13 protein-coding genes are annotated in these 20,122 nt (G+C 59.1%); 12 read left to right on the top strand and 1 reads right to left on the bottom strand.

What is annotated here, in order from left to right; translation table 11 throughout:
* The first annotated feature begins 245 nt into the window (after positions 1-245).
* The 9 genes from rfbC (at position 246) to ACNJYA_RS23770 (ending at position 15,820) form a co-directional block, all read left to right on the top strand.
* Positions 246-803, top strand: a complete 558-nt coding sequence (gene rfbC / locus ACNJYA_RS23810) for a dTDP-4-dehydrorhamnose 3,5-epimerase (protein ID WP_172784586.1) — start codon at positions 246-248, stop codon at positions 801-803.
* Between the two features lie 13 nt (positions 804-816).
* Positions 817-1,875, top strand: a complete 1,059-nt coding sequence (gene rfbB, locus ACNJYA_RS23805) for a dTDP-glucose 4,6-dehydratase (protein WP_172784587.1) — start codon at positions 817-819, stop codon at positions 1,873-1,875.
* 7 nt (positions 1,876-1,882) lie between these two features.
* Positions 1,883-2,872 carry a dTDP-4-dehydrorhamnose reductase gene (gene rfbD / locus ACNJYA_RS23800; protein ID WP_172784588.1) on the top strand — a complete coding sequence of 330 codons (990 nt, stop codon included), beginning with the start codon at positions 1,883-1,885 and terminating at the stop codon, positions 2,870-2,872.
* Positions 2,781-3,668: a glucose-1-phosphate thymidylyltransferase RfbA gene (gene rfbA / locus ACNJYA_RS23795; RefSeq protein ID WP_212256479.1), complete on the top strand. Its 888-nt coding sequence runs from the start codon at positions 2,781-2,783 to the stop codon at positions 3,666-3,668. Before rfbD ends, rfbA begins: the two co-directional genes overlap by 92 nt.
* Positions 3,669-4,541: 873 nt before the next feature.
* A complete protein-coding gene (locus ACNJYA_RS23790) occupies positions 4,542-10,673 on the top strand; it encodes a DUF4082 domain-containing protein (protein WP_439367505.1) in 6,132 nt (2,043 codons plus the stop codon).
* 11 nt (positions 10,674-10,684) lie between these two features.
* Positions 10,685-11,005 carry a hypothetical protein gene (locus tag ACNJYA_RS23785; protein ID WP_172784590.1) on the top strand — a complete coding sequence of 107 codons (321 nt, stop codon included), beginning with the start codon at positions 10,685-10,687 and terminating at the stop codon, positions 11,003-11,005.
* A complete protein-coding gene (locus ACNJYA_RS23780) occupies positions 10,983-13,202 on the top strand; it encodes a peptidase domain-containing ABC transporter (RefSeq protein ID WP_439363515.1) in 2,220 nt (739 codons plus the stop codon). The genes ACNJYA_RS23785 and ACNJYA_RS23780 overlap by 23 nt, the downstream gene beginning before the upstream one ends.
* A 23-nt stretch (positions 13,203-13,225) precedes the next feature.
* On the top strand, positions 13,226-14,623 hold the full coding sequence (locus tag ACNJYA_RS23775; protein ID WP_439363514.1) for an HlyD family type I secretion periplasmic adaptor subunit: 1,398 nt from the start codon (positions 13,226-13,228) through the stop codon (positions 14,621-14,623).
* Positions 14,624-14,647: 24 nt separating this feature from the next.
* Positions 14,648-15,820 (top strand): hypothetical protein, encoded by a 1,173-nt coding sequence (locus ACNJYA_RS23770; RefSeq protein ID WP_439363513.1) that lies wholly within the window; start codon positions 14,648-14,650, stop codon positions 15,818-15,820.
* Between the two features lie 16 nt (positions 15,821-15,836).
* Here the strand turns inward: ACNJYA_RS23770 and ACNJYA_RS23765 are convergent, their stop codons facing one another.
* The gene (locus tag ACNJYA_RS23765; RefSeq protein ID WP_172784591.1) at positions 15,837-16,724 is read right to left on the bottom strand and encodes a glycosyltransferase; all 888 of its coding nucleotides are present in this window, start codon (positions 16,722-16,724) and stop codon (positions 15,837-15,839) included.
* A gap of 191 nt (positions 16,725-16,915) precedes the next feature.
* Between ACNJYA_RS23765 and ACNJYA_RS23760 the strand changes: the two genes are divergently transcribed.
* Genes ACNJYA_RS23760 through wecC form a run of 3 tightly spaced genes read left to right on the top strand, consistent with a single transcriptional unit; the run spans position 16,916 to position 20,093 of the window.
* Positions 16,916-17,710, top strand: a complete 795-nt coding sequence (locus ACNJYA_RS23760; protein WP_172784592.1) for a WecB/TagA/CpsF family glycosyltransferase — start codon at positions 16,916-16,918, stop codon at positions 17,708-17,710.
* A gap of 3 nt (positions 17,711-17,713) precedes the next feature.
* A complete protein-coding gene (wecB, locus tag ACNJYA_RS23755) occupies positions 17,714-18,838 on the top strand; it encodes a non-hydrolyzing UDP-N-acetylglucosamine 2-epimerase (RefSeq protein WP_172784593.1) in 1,125 nt (374 codons plus the stop codon).
* On the top strand, positions 18,831-20,093 hold the full coding sequence (gene wecC, locus ACNJYA_RS23750; protein ID WP_212256476.1) for a UDP-N-acetyl-D-mannosamine dehydrogenase: 1,263 nt from the start codon (positions 18,831-18,833) through the stop codon (positions 20,091-20,093). The genes wecB and wecC overlap by 8 nt, the downstream gene beginning before the upstream one ends.
* Positions 20,094-20,122: the final 29 nt, after the last annotated feature.

The following is a 20,122-nucleotide window of genomic DNA, read 5'->3' as shown; positions in this document are numbered from 1 at the left end:
GCCAAATTAAATAAACAATATATTAATCGAGGCGGAGATGGAAAATGCAGGTCCTGGCGGTTTTGCTTAGGCGTGCGTTCGCGAATTCCCAAATTATTCCGTGACTTACGTCCGGTCTAATGGCTTCCGCCGAAATCGTGCGACCGTTTTCGTGGTGGACTGTGAGGGTGGAAAATTAATCTCGACGGAGATTATGTCCACCTTATCGAAGCCCGATCTGAATTGAGAGGGCAGAAGGGTACCCAATGTTGGAACTGCGATCCTTGGCGATCCCTGATGTCAAAGTCATTCGCACAGATCGGTTTTCCGACGCCCGCGGCTACTTCTCTGAGACCTTCCAGCGATCAGCGTTTGCAGAGAAGGGAATTCTCCATGACTTTGTTCAAGACAATCAGTCCAGCTCGGATCGGATCGGCACGGTGCGCGGCTTGCACTTCCAGCGGCCGCCCTTCGCCCAGGCGAAGTTGATACGGGTGTTGAGCGGGGCGATTCTGGATATTGCAGTAGACCTTCGGCGTTCATCGCCCAGCTTCGGCAAGCACATCGCGATCCAGTTGGATAGCGAAAGCGGCGAGCAGGTGTTCATTCCGAAGGGATTCGCGCACGGCTTCTGTACGCTGCAGCCCAAGACCCTCGTCTTATACAAAGTCGACCAGGTCTATGCCCCAAGTCACGACGGTGGAGTCTATTGGGCCGATTCAACGTTAGCGATCGAGTGGCCCGTGAGACCCTCAGAAGCCCAGGTGTCGCCAAAGGACCAGGCCCTTCCTACGCTCAGCCAGCTCGGTTGCGTTTTCGACTAGTGGAGGCGGTAGTATGCGTATCTTGGTGACCGGCGGAGCGGGATTTATTGGTTCTGCGGTCTGTCGCCGTTTGGCGCTCCAGGTGGGTGCCGCAGTGATCAACATCGACAAGTTGACATACGCAGCCAACCTGACGTCGCTCGCGAGCATCGAGAGGCTGGAGACCTATGTGTTCCTGCAATCCGACATTTGCGATCGCGAGACTATGGATTGTGCGTTCGCCGACTACGAGCCGGATGCGATCATACATTTGGCCGCCGAAAGCCACGTCGACCGCTCGATTAACGGACCTCAAGCCTTCGTCAATACCAATGTGGTTGGCACCTACACGCTATTGGAGGCGGCCAGAGCCTACTACGAACGTCAACCAGCTTCGAGGCGGAAGCATTTCCGCTTCATCCACGTGTCGACGGACGAAGTCTACGGCTCATTGGGACCGGACGACTTGTTTCGAGAGGATACGCCCTACAGGCCGAGCTCGCCCTACTCGGCGAGCAAGGCCGCCTCGGACCACCTCGCGCTCGCGTGGTTTCGAACCTACGGCCTGCCCGTGATCGTGTCGAATTGCTCGAACAACTATGGGCCGTATCAGTTTCCGGAAAAGCTCATCCCGCTGACGATCCTCAATGCGATCGATCGGAAGCCTCTGCCGGTCTATGGCGACGGAAGGAATATCCGCGACTGGCTTCACGTCGATGATCATGCCGCGGGCTTGATACGACTTTTGCACCAAGGAAGGCCCGGCGAGAAGTACAATTTCGGCGGAGATGCCCAGCGATCCAACCTGGAGGTCGTCACCCGGATCTGTGACGTTGTGGATCGATTGTCTCCGGGCGCGGGGTGCAGACGTTCTCTGATTACGTTCGTGCCGGATCGTCCGGGCCATGATGCGCGCTATGCAATCGACGCATCGAAAGCACATCGCGAGCTCGGCTGGAAACCGACCAGAACCTTCGAACAGGGCCTGTTCGAAACCGTCGGATGGTATCTCAAGAACCGAGCGTGGTGGGAGCGTGCTCGCAGCGGTGTCTATGACGGCTCGCGTCTGGGTCTCCTGGCGGCCCAAGGCTGAGGTGAAGATGACAGATCGACCAATCCTCTTTGCTGGACGGAATGGTCAGCTGGCAATGTGCCTTCGTGATCTTGCCACAGTGCGCGGCTTGCCTGCGGTGGCTCTCGGGCGCCCAGAACTCGATCTAGAGAACCGGGAAGGGATCGACAAGCTCATTGCGTCGATCGGGCCGTCTGCAATCATCAACACGGCCGCCTATACGGCGGTAGATCAGGCCGAATCTGAAGCAGCGAGGGCCTTCAGCATCAATCGTGATGGCGCGGCCGCGCTGGCGGATGTCGCGTGGCAACTGAACATTCCGCTCATCCATCTGTCGACCGACTATGTCTTCGACGGTGCGAAACCGGATGCGTACGACGAGAGCGACATTCCAGCGCCGTTGAACGTCTACGGCGCTTCCAAGCTTGCCGGGGAGGCTGCTGTATTGGCAGCGCACCCGCTCGCGACCGTGATCAGATGCTCCTGGCTTTACAGTCCCTATGGCAGCAACTTCGTCCGAACGATGCTGCGGCTATGCGAGACGCAGCAGGTCGTAAGGGTTGTCAGTGACCAGCATGGTAACCCGACTTACGCGTTCGACCTTGCAGACGCCGTCCTCCGGATCGCTCAACGGTCAGTAACGGACGATCGCAGGGCCACGGCCGGCATCTTTCATCTCGGTGGCCAAGGCGAGGCAAGCTGGCACGATTTTGCGCAGGCAATCTTCCACGAGTGTTCCCGTCGCGGTGCCCGGATTCGGGCGCTCGAGGCGATCACGACCGAGCAATTTCCGACCGCTGCGCGTCGACCTCGGAACTCGCGCCTTGACTCATCCAAGGCCGAACGCGTGTTCGGGATTCGCTTGGCGCCTTGGCGCCATTCACTTCAAGCTTGTCTGGACCAGCTGGTCGGAGAAGGAGAAACCGATGCTGAAGGGAATCGTGCTGGCTGGCGGCAGCGGAACGCGCCTCTATCCGATCACGCGCGTGGTCAGCAAGCAGTTGCTCCCGATCTATGACAAGCCGATGATCTACTATCCGCTGTCGACGTTGATGTTGGCAGGGATCCGCGAAATTCTGATCATCACCACGCCTTCAGACCGGTGTCAGTTCGAGCGATTGCTGGGCGACGGCAGCCAATGGGGTATCCGGCTCAGCTACGCGGAACAAACCCGACCCGCCGGTCTCGCGGACGCGTTCATTGTCGGTGCCGACTTCATCGGAAACGATCGCGTAGCGATGGTGCTTGGAGACAATATTTTCTTCGGCGACGGCCTGAGCGAATTGCTTGCCAGGGCAGCAGGTCGCGAAGAAGGCGCAACGGTTTTTGCCTATCACGTGCGAGACCCAGAACGATACGGCGTGGTCGCGTTTGACGAAGCGGACCGCCCGGTGTCGATCGAGGAGAAGCCAAAACGGCCGGCTTCGAACTGGGCGATCACGGGGCTGTATTTTTTCGACAACCGCGTCGTTCGCTACGCTCGCCGCGTCGAGCCATCGGCGCGCGGCGAGCTCGAGATTACCGATCTTCAGATGCGTTACCTTTCGGCCAATGCGCTCCACGTTGAACGCATGGGGCGGGGATTTGCGTGGCTGGATACCGGCACGGTCGAATCTCTCATCGATGCAGGGACGTTCGTGCAGACCTTGGAAAAGCGGCAGGGAATGAAGATTGCCTGCCTCGAGGAGGTCGCGTTCAGGCTCGGCTTCATCAATCGCGATCAACTTCTTGCGCTGGCGCAACCGCTGGAGAAGAGCGGCTACGGCAAATATCTCAGCGAAATCATGCGACTGCCGCAATTCGTCTCGCGCTAGCGCCACTCAGTCGATATTCGAAACCGAGTTAAATTATGTGTATTGAATTGACCGCAGTTTAAAAGGCAATTAAAATATAGAGAGGCGATTATTTATTTAATCGGTATGGTCATGCTGGTTCAAAAGGCGAACGCCTTCGGCCGGGGAACTCGGTACGTTTGGGGGGAGGACATTCCAGCCCTTTGGCAGGAATCGCCGTTCGTGAGCGCTTTCGCGGGTTTCGACGCACTTGGCCTCTGGGCTCCGCGGCTCGTTGATCGGCCAGTAAGCGGATCATTCACTCCCGGGGGGGGCGCCTCGTTCTTCGAACAGACGTTTCGGACCGACTCGGGTGATCCGTCGGGCTTGCGCGGCGTTATGCCCGCTCTCTTCGCCGCACCTTCCCGGTCGCGGTTGTCTGCGCTTCTGTCTTCGACGTCTTTGACGAGCGGTCATAATGGCTTGACGCCAACGTTCTCATCTGTGGCGAACGAAGCGGCGCAGAAATCTCAATCGGTTTCCACCCCTGGCGCCACTCACTGGGTCCATCCGACTGACGGAGCCTGGAATGTCGCAACGAATTGGAGCGCCGGGCTTCCGGGGATCATCGATGCCGCGTTCCTCGATGCAGCAGGAACGTATGTCGTCACGAGCTCGGCCGATGTCGACATTGGGAGCCTGGTCCTCGATGCAGGTGCGACGCTTTCGTTGGGGGCCGGCTCGCCGTTTGTCGTCGAAGGCGATGTGCTGAACAATGGGACAGTCGAGGTTGGAGCGTTCCTTGGCAATCGCATTACGACCGGGGAGTTTAGGGGTGACGTCAGCGGTACTGGATCTTTCGAGATTGCAGACAAGGCGATCCTGGAGATCGGAGGGTCGGTTTCCGGCCAGTTCCTGAATGGATCGTTCTCCGGCATAACCGTGTCGTTCGAAACGGGAACTGGTACGCTTGTCCTCGATCAGTCGGCCAACTTCGCCGGGCTGATCACAGCTTCATCGCCGGGAGCAGCGCTTTCGCCGGGGAATCTAGTCGACCTGAGGGATCTGCCCTTCACATCGTCGATGTCGGCGACCGTCTCCTACGATAGTAGCTCGAATATCAGCACGGTGGATTTCAGCAACGGTGCGGCCAATGTCACCTTGCTGTTCTCAGGGATGGACTTGAACTGGAATTTCAAGAGCGATGGGCTGGGCGGCACCATCGTCTCCGATCCTCCGACGAATCCCACCGTATTGGAAAACCAGAAGCCAGGCACGCCGAGAAGTGTTTGGGAGATCCAGCCGGGCGACAATTCGACTCTGACCCAGGGGTTTGCGACAGCAATCAGCACCAATGTCGGGGGGACGGTCCAATTCAAGATCAACAACCTGACCGGAAATCCGAATTATCGCGTCGATGTTTACCGGCTGGGCTATTACGGTGGCAATGGTGCCAGACTGGTTACGAGCCTGCAGCATCAGGCTGCAGCCGCGGTCGTCCAACCCGCTCCCTTAAGGGACGCGTCGACCGGTCTCGTAGATGCAGGCAACTGGAGTGTAACCGATTCCTGGAGCGTGCCAACCGATGCCGCCTCGGGCGTCTACATCGCCAACGTCATCAACGGTACCGAGATTTTCCAGATTCCATTCATCATAAGGAACGATGCTTCGCACAGCGACATCGTCCTGCAGACAAGTGATCAGGATTGGCAAGCCTACAACGGCTGGGGAGGGGCCAACCTGTATTTCGGGAACGGCCCCGGCATCAATGGATCGGCCTACGCGGTCAGTTACAATCGCCCCCTCGTGACGCGCGACGGCACCGGAACCTTCTCCGAGGGGGGAGATTCCCCCTTCACGGCTGAGATCGCGGCCATCTATTGGCTCGAGCAGAACGGGTACGATGTCTCTTACATTTCTGGGATAGATGCTGCGACAAACGGCTCGTTATTGCTCAATCACAAAGTCTTCATGGACGCGGGGCATGACGAGTATTGGACCGAAGCTCAGCGCGCCAACGTAGAGGCCGCAGCGCACGCCGGCGTGAACCTTGCGTTTCTCACAGCCAACGAGATCTTTTGGAAAACGAGGTTAGCGCCCAGCATCGATGGCAGCGCGACACCCAATCGCACGCTCATTAGCTACAAGGATACGCACGCAAATGCGCTGATTGATCCGTCAGGACAGGCGACCGGAAACTTTTCCGACCCGCGGTTCGGGGCTCCTCTTCCCTCGAATCAGCTGACCGGCACATTGTTCGCGGTCAACGCGTTTCGGTACGATACGATCACGATACCGTACCCGATGACCCAATTGCGCTTCTGGCGCAATACGGCCGTCGCGCAAACCCCAGCCGGGCAGACTGCCTCGCTCGTACCTGGCTTATTGGGCGTTGAGTGGGACATCGCGCCGGACAATGGATTCCGCCCAGCCGGGTTGGTCAGTGTCTCGTCTTCCACAATCAATGTGGACGGGAAGTATCTGCTTGACTACGGCAACACCTTCGGAGCGGGCACGGCGACCCACAATCTCGTGCTGCATCGTGATCCTGTCAGTGGTGCACTGATCTTCTCGGCCGGTTCTATCAACTGGCCGTGGGCGCTTGCTAGCGACCACGACGGACCGGCGACGCCTGTTGATCCGAACGTTCAGCAGGCGATGGTTAATCTTTTCGCCGACATGGGGGTTCAGCCGGCGACGCTGCAGGCGAGCTTGACTGCCGCAATCCGGTCGACAGACGCTACGGCGCCGAACTCCAGCATCACCAATCTTTCTGCCGCCACTGTTGTCGAGGGGCAATCGATCACGGTAACGGGGACGGCCAGCGACGCGGGTGGAAAGATTGCCGGCGTCGAAATTTCCACGGATGGTGGAACAACCTGGCACCCAACCAACAGCAATGTTGGCGCGACGAACGTGACGTGGTCATATACGTTCGTCACAGGCGCGCAGGGGACATATGGTCTCAAGACCAGGGCGGTCGACGACAGCTTGAACCTGGAAACACCTGGTGCGGGCACGACCTACACGGTCACGCCATCTTCCAACCTGACACTCTTCAGTCCGACTGATACGCCTGCGGTGATCTCAAACAGCGATTCCGGAGCAGTCGAGGTCGGCGTCAAATTCATCCCCGCTGTGTCGGGCAAGATCACCGGCATACGTTTCTACAAGGCGTCTGATAATACCGGAACTCACATCGGTGACCTCTGGACCACCAACGGGACGCTGCTTGCGAGCGCCACGTTTAGCAACGAAACAGCGAGCGGCTGGCAGCAGGTTGATTTCGCGACTCCTGTCAATGTGCAGGCGGGCGTCACGTATGTCGCTTCCTATCACACGAACACTGGCCACTATTCGTCGACCGACTACTACTTCATCGACTACGACGGCCTGACGAAAGGTGCGCTCACCGTGCCTGGTAGCAGCCTCAACGGCGTCTACGCCTATGGGAGTAGCCCCGTCTTCCCCAGCAACGTTTCCTATGTCAAGGCCGCGAATTACTGGGTCGACGTCGTTTTCAGCGATTCAGGCCTGACGTCGCCGCAAGCTCACGAAGACAGCGGCTTTACTGTCAGCCAAAATGGCGTGCTGAACATTCCGGCATCGACGCTGCTTGCGAACGACACCAACCCGTCCGGGCTCGCTTTCTCGATTACCAGTGTCGGTAACCCGGCCAACGGAAGCGTAAGCTACAATTCACAGAACCAGACGGTGACTTTTACTCCCAGCGCCGGTTATGCCGGGGCGGCCAGCTTTACCTACACGATCACGGACACGAGTGGCCAAAGCGGGTCCGGCCAGGTCTCGCTCAAGGTCAACTATCCGGCCTCTGCACAGAGCCTGTTCGGCACCAATGATGCACCGAGCGCGCCTAATTCCGGCGACACCAGTCCTATCGAGGTTGGCGTCAAGTTCACCGCATCCGTGAGCGGAACGATAACCGGCCTTCGATTTTACAAGGGATCGTTGAATACTGGTCCCCATATTGCGAATCTATGGAGCTCGACCGGAGCCCTGCTTGCGACTGCCACGTTCACCAACGAGACAGCCAGCGGCTGGCAACAGGTCAGTTTTTCCAATCCCGTCGCCATCACGGCAGGGGCAACCTACGTCGCCTCCTATCACACCAACGGCAACTATTCCGGCACTCAGAACTATTTCGTGACATCGCTTGCCAATGGCCAGTTGACGGCTCCGGCTGGCGCCAACGGAGTCTACAGCTACGGATCCGGAAGCGCGTTCCCGACCAACACGTACAAATCCTCCAATTACTGGGTCGATGTCGTCTTCAACGGCTCCTCCTCGACCAGCGTGCCGCAAGCCAACGCCGACGGCGGCTTCACGGTTAGCCAAAATGGTGTGCTGAACATCCAGGCATCAGCGCTGCTGGCGAACGATACCAACCCGTCCGGGCTGGCTTTCTCGCTTACCAGTGTCGGCAATCCAGCCAATGGAAGCGTAAGCTACAATTCGCAGAACCAGACTGTGACCTTTACCCCCACCGCTGGCTATGCCGGGGCGGCGAGCTTCACCTACACGATCACGGACACGAGCGGCCAGAGCGGGTCCGGCCAGGTCTCGCTCAAGGTCAACTATCCGGTCTCCGCACAGAGCCTGTTCGGTACCACTGATGCGCCAAGCGTCCCCAACTCCGGCGATACCAGCCCGGTCGAAGTCGGGGTCAAGTTCACCGCATCGGTGAATGGGACAATAACCGGCCTGCGGTTCTACAAGGGATCGTTGAATACGGGTCCCCATATTGCCGATCTCTGGAGCTCGACCGGAACCCTGCTTGCAACTGCCACTTTCACGAACGAGACAGCCAGCGGCTGGCAGCAGGTCAACTTCTCCAATCCCGTCGCCACCACGGCAGGCGCCACCTATGTCGCGTCCTACCACACCAATGGCAATTATTCCGGTACCCAGAACTATTTTGCGACGTCGCTTACCAATGGTCAGTTGACGGCTCCGGCTGGCAGCAACGGAGTCTATGCCTACGGATCCGGAAGCACGTTCCCGACGAATACATTCAAATCCTCCAACTACTGGGTCGATGTCGTCTTCAACGGCTCCGCCGCCAGCAACAATACCCCGCCAACCGCGGTTGCTGACAGCGCGGACGCCATCGAAAAGGGTGGCATGAACAACAGCACTGGCGGTTCGCCCGCGACCGGCAACGTGCTGGCCAACGACACCGATCCCGATTCTGGGGACACCAAGACCGTCACTGCATTCAGCTTTGGCACGACCAGTGGGACGTTCCAGACGCCTCTCGCGGGCGCGCACGGCACGCTCTTGCTCACTGCCTCGGGTGCCTTCACCTACACGGTGAACGAGAACGATCAGGCCGTGCAGGCCTTGCGGCAGTCGACCAATACGCTGACCGATGTCTTCAGCTATACGATGCGGGACGCCGTGGGCGCCGCCTCATCGACCACGCTTACTGTCACCATTCATGGTGCCAACGACGCGCCGGTACTGGCGATCCAGACTAGCAACCAGGCCGTGACCGTTGGCTCGGCGTTTTCGCTAACGTTGCCCGCCGGCACCTTTACCGATGTCGATGCCGGGGACTCGCTCACCTACAGCGCAACCGCTGGCAGTTCAGGGCTTCCGGGCTGGCTCACGTTCACTCCATCGACCCGAACCTTTACCGGCACGCCGACGTCCGCGGACGTTGGCACGTTCAGCGTCACGGTGTCCGCTGCCGATCTCGGCAACCTCACGAGCAGCGAGACATTCAATATCGCAGTTTCGGCGGTTCCTTCGACCGTGAGTCTATTCTCGAGCACCGATACTCCGGCGATCCGATCGGGGTCGGACACTTCCCAAGTCAACCTCGGGATGCAATTCACGTCGTCCGTCGCAGGCACGATTACCGGCATCAAATACTACAAGAGCGCGAATGACCCCGGAACCCATACGGGTTCGTTGTGGAGCAGTACCGGCGCGCTACTGGCGACCGCGACTTTCACCAACGAGAGCAGCAGTGGTTGGCAGACAGTCACGTTCAGCAATCCGGTGTCCATCACAGCCGGCACCACCTACGTCGCAAGCTATCACAGCAACGGCCACTACGCCTCCACCACCAGCTACTTCACTGCCGCTCGCACCAATGGGCCGCTCACGGCTCCCGCGAACGTCAACGGCCTTTATACCTATGGAACGAGCAATCTGTTCCCAACCAGTACCTATAACGCGACCAATTACTGGGTTGACGTCGTGTTCAACAGCTCCAGCGGCGGCCCCAACCGGTCACCCGTCGCCGCGAACGACAGCGGCTTCGACGCCACGCAGAACGTGCCCTTCGGGATCCCGGCCTCGGCACTGCTCGCCAACGATACCGATCCGGACGGCAATACGCTTACGATCACGGGCGCGAGCGGCGGTGTGAACGGCGTCGCCAGCTACAACGCCCAAAGTAACAGTGTGGTCTTCACACCGACGACCGGCTACACGGGGCCGGCGTCGTTCAACTACAGCATCTCCGACGGCCAAGGTAGCTCCGCCAGCGCATCCGTCGCCCTCGATGTGAATGCTGCGTCTTCAACGGCTGTGCGCCTGTTTAGCGCAAGTCAGGAGCCTAGCATTGTGGCGGCCAATGATCCCAAGTCTGTGGAGCTGGGCGTCAAATTCCAGACGTCGACCCCGGGCGATATCATCGGCGTTCGCTTCTACAAGGGGCCAACCAACACGGGCACTCACGTTGCAGATCTCTGGAGCAGCACCGGGACTTTGCTGGCAACTGCGGTCTTTACCAACGAGACGGCCGACGGCTGGCAGCAGGTCAATTTCGCCACGCCCGTGACGATCATGCCGGGAACCACCTATGTCGCCTCCTATCACACCGCCGGGAACTACGCGGCCGATCCAGGCCTGCTCGCCAACGCAATTACCAACGGACCTCTGACGGCCCCATCCTCGGGCTCGATCGGCGGCAACGGTGTGTTTGCGTACGGGACAGATAGCCTATTCCCGACCAACACCTACAACTCAACGAGCTATGGCGTTGATGTTGTTTTCAGGCCTCAGCTAGCAGCATAGGAGACGTAAAGATGCACGCCGAACTTTATACCGATGGAATCGAAGAAATTACCGTCAGCGGAACCATCGTCCGCATCGATCTGGTCAGTCTTTCACCGACAGAGCGTGACGCCAACAACGCCCCGAAGCGCGTATTTTCTCAGCGGCTGATCTTTTCGGTCGAAGCTTTCGCCAATTCGGTCGACGTGATGCAGAAGGCGCTTCAGGGCCTGGTTGATGCGGGCGTGGTCCGGCGGAACCAGCCAGCTGGATCGCAAAACGGTGCGTCGGGAGTACGTGATGCGCTGGCGCCCAACACACGGTCTCTGAATGTCTCTTCGAATTTCCGCTGAAATCGATGCCGCTGGCGGCGCGAAGGACCGGGTTGCGGACGCGCCCGCACCCGGATTGTCAACCCAGACGGCATTGGAATGCCTGTCCAAGGTATCCAGTCACCATGGCATAGATCTGCCGGTCGAGCGCTTGAAGCACGCCTATGCGGTAGCCGGCCCGCTCTCGTTGAATCTCCTGTTGCGCATGGCGAAGGATGCAGGCCTGCGCGCGAGAAGCACGAAGCTCGATTGGAGCGCACTGATTCGTCTCGGAGAGGCCTATCCGGCGCTGGCGAGGCTCGCCAATGGCAACTGGATCGCCGTCCTTGGTGCGGGGCGGCGAACTGATGGCACCGAGGTCGTCAGCATCTTCGACCCGCTCGCCGACCGCAAGCACGAGGTCTTGGTTGTCGACCGCGATCGCTTCTGTGCGCAGTGGGCCGGTGACACGATCCTGATCAAGCGCGAGCAGTTGACACAGGATGGTCGAAGGAGTTTCGGCCTCCGGTGGTTCGTGCCGGAACTGCTTCTTCAATGGCGGCTGTTCAGGGACGTCGCCATTGCCGCCATCCTGCTCTATGCGTTGGGCCTCGTCGTCCCGATCTTTTTCCAGCTCGTCATCGACAAGGTTTTGGTTCACGAGAGCTTCACCACTCTGTACGTACTCGCGGCAGGCGCGGCCGTGGCGCTCGTCTTTGACGCGATATTCGGCTTTCTGCGGCGCTACTTGCTGCTATATGCGACCAACAGAGTCGACATTCGCGTTGCGACGAAGACGTTCGGTCATCTCCTCGCGCTGCCGGTCACGTTTTTCGAACATATGGCCGCGGGGGTTCTGGTCAAGCACATGCAACAAGCGGCGCGGATCCGTGAGTTTCTGACTGGCCGCCTGTTTTTGACGACCCTCGATGCGCTCTCGTTGTTCGTCTTCCTGCCGGTCCTTGCGCTGTACAGCGTCAAATTGACTTTGATGGTCCTGGCCTTCACCGCCGCGAGCGGCGCTGTTGTCGGACTGCTCATGGGTCCATTTCGGCGACGACTGTACGATCTATACCAAGCGGAAGGTGCGCGGCAGGCTCTCCTCGTCGAAACAGTTCACGGCATGCGCACCGTGAAATCGCTGGGGATGGAGCCAGCGCAGAGCAGGGTTTGGGATAGCCGCTGCGCGCAGTCCGTGACCATGCGATTTGGTGTCGAGAAGATTTCCGCAGGCGCCCAGGCGCTCACCGGATTTCTCGAAAAGATCATGACGCTTGGAATCATTTCTGTCGGAGCACTGGATGTCTTCGCTGGAGAAATGACCATCGGCGCTCTGGTTGCTTTCAACATGTTGGCCGGCAGGGTCTCCGGACCGCTGGTTCAGCTCGTGACCATGGTGCACGAGTACCAGGAAGTGGCTCTTGCCGTGAAAATGCTCGGCGAGGTGATGAATCAGAAGCCTGAGCGCGACGGTCGGAAAGATGGGCTGCGGCCCGACCTTGCCGGCAAAATCGAGTTCGAAAGTGTCTCTTTTCGCTACGGATCCGACGGATCGCCGGCGCTTGATGATGTCTCCTTCACCGTCGAGCCAGGATCGATCTTCGGGATCGTGGGACGGAGCGGCTCAGGCAAGACGACTCTCACCAGGCTGATTTCGGGCATGTATCCGGTGCAGCAGGGGCTCCTGCGCATCGACGGATATGACTCGAGGGAGCTCGACCTCGCGCATCTGCGCCGAAACCTTGGAATCGTCCTGCAAGATAATTTCCTGTTTCGCGGGACGGTTCGCGACAATATCGCCTGCGTGAAACGTGATGCCACCTTTGCCGAGGTCGTCGCTGCAGCGCAGCTCGCAGGCGCCGACGAGTTCATCGAACGGTTGCCGCGTGGCTTCGACACCATGCTTGAGGAAGATGCCTCGAACCTCTCCGGCGGGCAGAAGCAGCGGCTCGCGATTGCGAGAGCTCTGATCGTCGATCCAAGGATCTTGATTTTGGATGAAGCGACGAGTGCCCTCGATTCCGAAAGCGAAATGATCATCAGGCGCAATCTCCGCCGCTTGGCGGCAGGGCGTACTGTCATCATCGTCTCGCATCGGTTGTCGATGCTCACTGAAGCAAGCCAGATACTGGTGATGGACCGCGGCCGAATCGTCGATGTGGATCGCCACGACCACCTCCTGTCGAAATGCACAATTTACAGGCACTTGTGGAATCAACAGATGAAGCAGATTGCATGAGGGAGACAGGGACATCAGCGGATGTGAAGCCGACCGCTCTTGTTCCGGCCAGGCCGGTCGAGCGCCGCCGCAAGCTATTCAGGCCGGGGCCGAGGCGAGCGCCAGTCATCGCCGAATTCCAGTCCGATGCCACCGAACTCGAGCAGCAAGCGCCACCGCGGCTCGCGCGTTTCACCCTTTACGGCGTACTTGCACTGATTGCTTTCGCGGTCATCTGGGCTTCCGTTTCGCAGGTGGAGATGATCGTCACGGCGCAGGGAAAACTCACCACGACGCGTCCCAACCTGGTTGTGCAGCCGTTGGAAACGTCGGTAATACGCGAGATCCACGTCAAGGCCGGTGATCGCGTCAACCGCGGCGACGTTCTGGCGACCCTCGATCCGACGTTTTCGCAGGCGGATTTCGACCAACTGCGCGGCAGAGTGGCTGGATTCGATGCGTCGATCGATCGTCTGAGCGCTGAATTGAATGGAATCGAGTACGCCGTCAAGGAGCTGACGAATTCGGATCAGATCCTGCAAGGCAAGTTGTTCTTGCAGAGGAGAGCCGCCTACGAGGCGCAGATCCAGAACTACGACGCACAGATCGCTTCCGCGCAAGCCAATCTCAAGACAGCACAGAATGAAGAGGCGGTTCTCCTTCAGCGGCTCGACACGATGCGTTCGATTGAAGCGATGCGAACCACGCTGATGGACAAAGAGGTCGGTTCGAGGCTGAACTTCCTACTGTCTCGCGATGCACGGCTCGAGGTCGAAAGCAATCTGGCGCGTGTTCGCGGCAGTATCGCCGATAGTACCCATCGGCTGGAGAAGGCACGCGCTGATCGGAAAGTATTCGCCGAGGAGTTTCGTCGCACCACCTATCAGGAACTGGTGGAGACGCTGCCGAAGCGCAATAGCGCAGCAGAGGAATTGAAGAAGGCCGAGCTTCGTCGACAGTTGATCGTCCTGCAGGCGTCGGCAGATGCCGTGGTGCTGGATATCGCGAACCGGACCGTCGGCTCGGTGGTTCGCGAAGCCGAAACGCTGTTCGTCCTGGTTCCGCGCGACGTTCCGCTTCAGGCGGAGGTCAACGTCGAGGGCCGGGATATCGGTCAGGTGACGCTCGGACAGTCGGTTCGGATCAAGTTCGAAGCGTTTCCCTTCCAGAAGTATGGAACTGCAACGGGAGAAGTCCGCGTCATCAGTCAGGATACGTTCTCGCCGGATACGAAGGCCGAAGGTGCGCGCCGCGCGCCAGCTCCCTATTACCGCGTACTGGTCGATTTGTCGGACACGCACCTTCGGCTTCCGGCTGAGCGCATCCAACTGATTCCGGGTATGGCGGTGACGGCCGAACTGAAAGTCGGCAGGCGCACCGTGATTTCGTACTTCCTTTATCCGCTGCTGCGCGGATTGGATGAAAGCATTCGAGAATACTAACCCGGCTTGGAATGGCGATCGACCATGATGATTAGTCCGAATTTTGGAGTGAAGCTCGTGGTGCCTACCGTGGAGAGTAAGCTCTCGCGAAATGCACCATTGGTAGACTACGCGCTCAAGGGGCTGGAACGTTGTTGGTTGCCTGAATACCGCCGGTGGTCGCACATCTACCATCTCGATCGACGTTCTTCACCAAACGAATCGGTACCGAGCAGCGACGTATTTTATACTCTCAATGTGCTTCTTGGAATGTCGCGCGTTGCCGAAATCCCAAGTGGCATTGATATACCCGAGATATTTCATCGCAACGTTCTGCAACTCACGAAGCTTCCTGTACGCAAGTATGCCTTCGGTATGGCGCTATGGAGCGCGGCCGAGCTCGGGCTCGAAATTCCGGACCCGGTTAAATGCGAGTTGAGAGCCATTCTTTCCGATGAATCCCGGTGGAGGAGCTTCCGTGCGCAGGATCTTGGCATGTTGCTCACGGGAGTCGTGACTCAGGCGAGGGCAGGCGATAACGAGTGGTGGCGCTATGCCAAGCCGCTTTATCGACTCCTGAAGGAACGCTTTCACAGCGAATCGGGAATGTTCTTCGATGCACCGTTTGGGCTTCGTCGCCGTTTCTCGTCCTTTGCGACGCAGACCTACCTCTCGATCGCCTGCTATCAGTATGGCGAATTTTCCGGTGATGCGTCCGCACTTGTCATGGCCGATACTTGTGTGCGCAATCTGATCGCGCTTCAAGGCTCGCAAGGCGAATGGCCTTGGTTTTTCGACGCGCTGAGCGGCCGCGTCATTGACTATTACGAAGTCTATTCGGTCCATCAGTATGGAATGGCCCCGGCGCTGCTGGAATGGGCCGAGCGCTTTGGGCAGAGGCAATCGCGGGACGCCTTGGTCAAGGGATTCAACTGGGTCCTTGGGTGCAATCAACTGCGCCGGCCCATGCTCGTCCCTGAACTGAACCTGACTATCCGCTCGCAAGTTCGCAAGGGTGAATTGACAACAAGGACGCCGAGGGTGTTCCGCGCCCTCAAGAACGCCTGGCTCGGACACGGGGAGCGGCTGATCGACGCTGCGGATGTGGAAGTTCGGCTTGAGTGCCGCAGCTACGAGCTGGGCTGGATTCTGTGGTCATTCGGCCGGCGCACCGACTTGCCGGAACTGACTCACAATGTCGCTTTTGGCGGCCCCTGACAGAATTGCCGTTGCACTAACGATTCCAGGCTACTGCTCGCCTGCTCCGTAGGTGCGAGAGCATCGTCATGGCGCGGTGCGCCCGGACGGCACACAATACGGCAATGGCTTTGAGGCGGACGCCGCTGCCATGCAGACGGTCGCTGGTCAGCACGGTCACAGCGTTTGGCGCGAGAGATGCGAAGACGAGCAAGGCTTGCGCGAGCCAGCGCAATTGCCAAACAGGTTTGCCTTCCGCCATGTTGCGATAGTGTGCGATGTGTCGATCCCATTTGGCGTAGAGCTCCTGCAGAGAGCTCCGGGCCGGGTGGAAGACGATCATCTCGGGGGTGTATCGAAACCGAAGCCCCGCGCGCAACGCACGCTCTCCCCACTCCATATCTTCGGCGACCTCGATGCCAGCAAAAGGGCCGACGCGATCGAAATCGCGGCGAAACACCGCCATGTTGCCAGTGCCGGAATAACCGTGGCGCTCAATATAGAGTTTGAAGCGATAAGCGAAGACGCTCTCGTAAGCCGCAATGGCATCGAGCTCCGCATTTTCCGCGCGCCAAATGCGAACGTCGCCCCCGAGAACTGTGCCAGCCGGCGACAAGTTGGACCATTTCACCACGCTGCTCAGCCAATCCGGATGCGCCCTGCAGTCGGCATCGATGAAGGCGAGGATCTCGCCGTTGGCCGCAGCGACGCCTGCGTTTCGCGCCGGTCCCGGACCCGGCTGCGATTCGTGCTGCAGCCGTACACCAGGATGGCCGGCAACGATGTCCGTTGGGGGCGTTGACGAGCCGTTGTCCACCACGATGACCTCGAACGCCTGACGAGACAGGCTCTGCGCGTCCAGGGTGCGCAAACAGACTTCCAGCGCATCAGACTGGTTCAGATGCGGAATAATGACTGAAATCACTAGTTAAATCCTCTATTTAATTTGCGTTGGGTTGTGCCGTCCGTCCTCTAGCGCTGGAGCCCCGATATCCCGCTTCCAATGATGCAGTCAGTCCCATTTAAATCTTGCAATTAAATATCTCGCGCGTATTATCTAGATAATAATCTTAAATGCAAACTTAAACAGGTCGTATTTTCCGAGAGGTAACTCCAATGCGCGCCTCGTTCCTGGGATGTCCCGTCGACCTGCTGACAATGGCAGAAACCGTGGATCTTGCGCGCGGGGCGATGCACAGCCGGATAAGGCTGCAACATGTGGCGCTGAACGTCGCCAAATTCGTCAATATGAGGGCTGATCCGGTGCTCGCGGCCGACGTCGCCAACAGCGATATCGTCGGCCTGGACGGCATGGGAATCGTTTGGGGCGCTCGAGCGCTGGGGCTTCCGGCCACGTCGCGCGTCGCGGGCGTGGATCTCCTCGCCGAGTTGCTCGCAGTATGCGCGCGCGAAGGCTTCAAACCTTATTTCCTGGGAGCGACTCCCGACGTACTGCACCAGGCGATGCAGAACGCGCGCGAGAGCCATCCCTCACTTGTCTTTGCGGGCTGGCACGACGGCTATTTCAAGCGCGAGCAGGAGAATGACGTCGTGCGGGACATCCAGTCCAGCGGCGCCGATTGCCTTTTCATCGGCATGCCGACGCCCCGGAAGGAGCGCTTTCTGGCCGCTCACCGCGACAATCTCGGCGTACCTTTCATCATGGGCGTGGGTGGTGCATTCGACGTTCTGGCAGGCACCGTTCGGCGCGCGCCGGTCCAGGTTCAGAAGCTCGGCCTCGAATGGCTGTACCGGATCTATCAAGAGCCTGGGCGGATGTGGTGGCGATACGCCAAAACGAACACGCTGTTTGCGGGCGTCCTGGCGCACGCGCTCATCAGGCAGGGGCTTCGGCACCCGCTCGGTGCGCCCGGCGCCGTTCCCCCTGGTCCGAGCCGGATCGGGGGGTGAAGCGTGCGCAAGCATTTTTTCATCCTTCTGGGAACCCGTCCGGAAGCAATCAAGCTCTTTCCGGTCATCAACCGGCTCAAGGCCGAGAAGCGTAAGGACATCTCCGTAACGATATGTGCGACCGCACAGCATCGGCAGCTGCTTGATCAAGTCCTCAAGTTGGCCAATGTGGTTCCGGATTTTGATCTCAACGTCATGACGACAAATCAGACGCTGGATCATCTGACCGCCCGGCTGCTCGGACAAGTCGGCGAACTCCTCGAAAAAGTGAAGCCCACCAGGGTCATTGTCCAGGGCGACACCGCGACTGCTATGACGGGTGCACTGGCATCCTACTATCACCGTATACCGGTCTCGCATATCGAGGCCGGACTGCGCAGCGGCGACATCTTCGCTCCATGGCCGGAGGAGGTGAACCGCAAGATCGTCGGCTCGATCGCCGATCAACATTTTGCCCCGACAGAGCGCGCCGCCCGAGCGTTGCGTTCTGAGAACGTCGCCGACGATCGCATTCACGTCACCGGAAACACGGTGGTGGACGCTCTCATCCTCGCGAAAGCGATGGTCGAATCCGATCCGGGACTGGCGTGCCGCTGGGACGGCATCAAGCAGCGTCACGGCAATCGGCGCATCATCCTGGTGACCTGCCACCGCAGGGAAAATTTCGGTGGCGGCGTGACCAACATCGTGAACGCGTTGGAGACCATCCTGCAGCGGGAGGACGTCGCCGTGGTGCTGCCCGTGCACCCGAATCCGAATGTCCGAGACCTGTTTGCGTCTCGGTTGTCGGATCACCCGCGGGTTGTCCTCATTTCTCCTCAGGAATACACGGATTTCGTGAGCCTGCTCTCGATGTCATATCTGGTTCTGACAGATTCAGGCGGCGTCCAGGAGGAGGCCCCCACCTTCGGGAAGCCGGTCCTGGTGATGCGCGAAACAACCGAGCGTCCCGAGGGCGTGGAAGCGGGAACGGCGCGCCTGGTCGGCGCCAATTACGACAGGATCGTTGCAGAGACATTTCGCCTCCTTGACGATGACGAGACCTATGCTGCCATGGCGCGTTCGCACAATCCGTTTGGTGACGGGCACGCGAGCGAGCGGATCGTGAAGGTGCTTCTCGATGCCTGAATTCCAGAAGATAAATGTCGTTGGGCTTGGTTATATCGGGCTGCCGACCGCGGCTTTGATCGCGAGCCGTGGACTGCAGGTGGTTGGCATCGATACAAACGAACGCATCGTCGACACCGTTGCGTCTGGCAAAATTCACATCGCCGAGCCCGATCTGGACGGTCTCGTCTCCAAGGTCGTGTCAAGCGGTGCGCTCACGACGTCCAGAAAGCCGCAGCCGGCCGACGTGTTCATCATCGCGGTGCCGACCCCGATCGACCACGAGCACCGTCCAGACTTGGCGAGCGTCAACGCCGCAGTCGAAAACATCATAGATCTTCTCGAGCCAGGTAATCTTGTCATTCTTGAATCGACGTCGCCGATCGGGACAACCGAAGCCATCGCAAAGCGGATCGTTGAACGCAGGCCAGAGCTGCACATAGGCGTCAACGGCAGGGACGACGGGGCGATCTACGTCGCATACTGTCCAGAACGCGTGTTGCCGGGAAGGATCCTTACCGAGCTCATCAACAATGACAGGTGCATTGGCGGGATCACGCCAACCTGCACGCGGCGTGCTCAACGTTTCTACAAGATGTTCGTTCGCGGCGCTTGCGTCGGCACCACGGCGCGCGCGGCCGAGTTGGTCAAGCTGACCGAAAACGCCTTCCGCGACACCAACATAGCATTTGCCAACGAACTCTCGTTGATTTGCGACCGGTTCGACATCAACGTCTGGGAGGTGATTGATATCGCCAACCGTCATCCTCGCGTAAACGTACTGCGGCCGGGCCCTGGTGTGGGCGGGCACTGCATTGCGGTCGATCCCTGGTTCATCATTGACTCTGCGCCCGACCTCGCGCGTGTGATGCGGACAAGCCGCGATGTGAACAACGCCAAGACACGGAAGATCATCGAGCACGCAGAGGCGCTGATCGACGATCATCCCTACGCGAACGTTGCCTGTTGCGGATTGACGTTCAAGGCGAATGTCGACGACGTGCGTGAAAGCCCGGCTTTGGAGATTGCTATGCATCTCGCGGCCAAATACGGCGAACGGATCAAGGTTGTCGAACCGAATCTGCGCCGTCTGCCGTCTCAGTTGGCCGATTATCGCGTCGCATTCGTGACCATCGACGAAGCCCTGCGCAGCTGCGAAATTGCGGTCCTGCTCGTTGATCACGATGAATTCAAAATGGTGCCATTGGCCGAGCGCCGGCACCTCGACGTCATCGATACGCGAGGCATATGGCAGGATATGCCCGCGCGCACCTAACCAACAAAATCGAAGTTTCCCGAATGGAT

Origin of the sequence: Bradyrhizobium sp. BLXBL-01, from assembly GCF_051853025.1 — a bacterium.
Taxonomy (GTDB): domain Bacteria; phylum Pseudomonadota; class Alphaproteobacteria; order Rhizobiales; family Xanthobacteraceae; genus Bradyrhizobium.
The sequence above is the reverse complement of the archived record's forward strand: the minus strand, read 5'-3'. Positions and strand labels throughout refer to the sequence as shown.

Excerpts from the sequence above, each read along its gene's own strand:
- wecC (WP_212256476.1), top strand. The coding sequence starts at position 18,831 with ATGCCTGAATTCCAGAAGATAAATGTCGTTGGGCTTGGTTATATCGGG.
- rfbC (WP_172784586.1), top strand. The coding sequence starts at position 246 with ATGTTGGAACTGCGATCCTTGGCGATCCCTGATGTCAAAGTCATTCGC.
- ACNJYA_RS23760 (WP_172784592.1), top strand. The coding sequence starts at position 16,916 with ATGCGCGCCTCGTTCCTGGGATGTCCCGTCGACCTGCTGACAATGGCA.
- ACNJYA_RS23780 (WP_439363515.1), top strand. The coding sequence starts at position 10,983 with ATGTCTCTTCGAATTTCCGCTGAAATCGATGCCGCTGGCGGCGCGAAG.
- ACNJYA_RS23770 (WP_439363513.1), top strand. The coding sequence starts at position 14,648 with ATGATGATTAGTCCGAATTTTGGAGTGAAGCTCGTGGTGCCTACCGTG.
- ACNJYA_RS23785 (WP_172784590.1), top strand. The coding sequence starts at position 10,685 with ATGCACGCCGAACTTTATACCGATGGAATCGAAGAAATTACCGTCAGC.
- rfbD (WP_172784588.1), top strand. The coding sequence starts at position 1,883 with ATGACAGATCGACCAATCCTCTTTGCTGGACGGAATGGTCAGCTGGCA.
- rfbB (WP_172784587.1), top strand. The coding sequence starts at position 817 with ATGCGTATCTTGGTGACCGGCGGAGCGGGATTTATTGGTTCTGCGGTC.
- rfbA (WP_212256479.1), top strand. The coding sequence starts at position 2,781 with ATGCTGAAGGGAATCGTGCTGGCTGGCGGCAGCGGAACGCGCCTCTAT.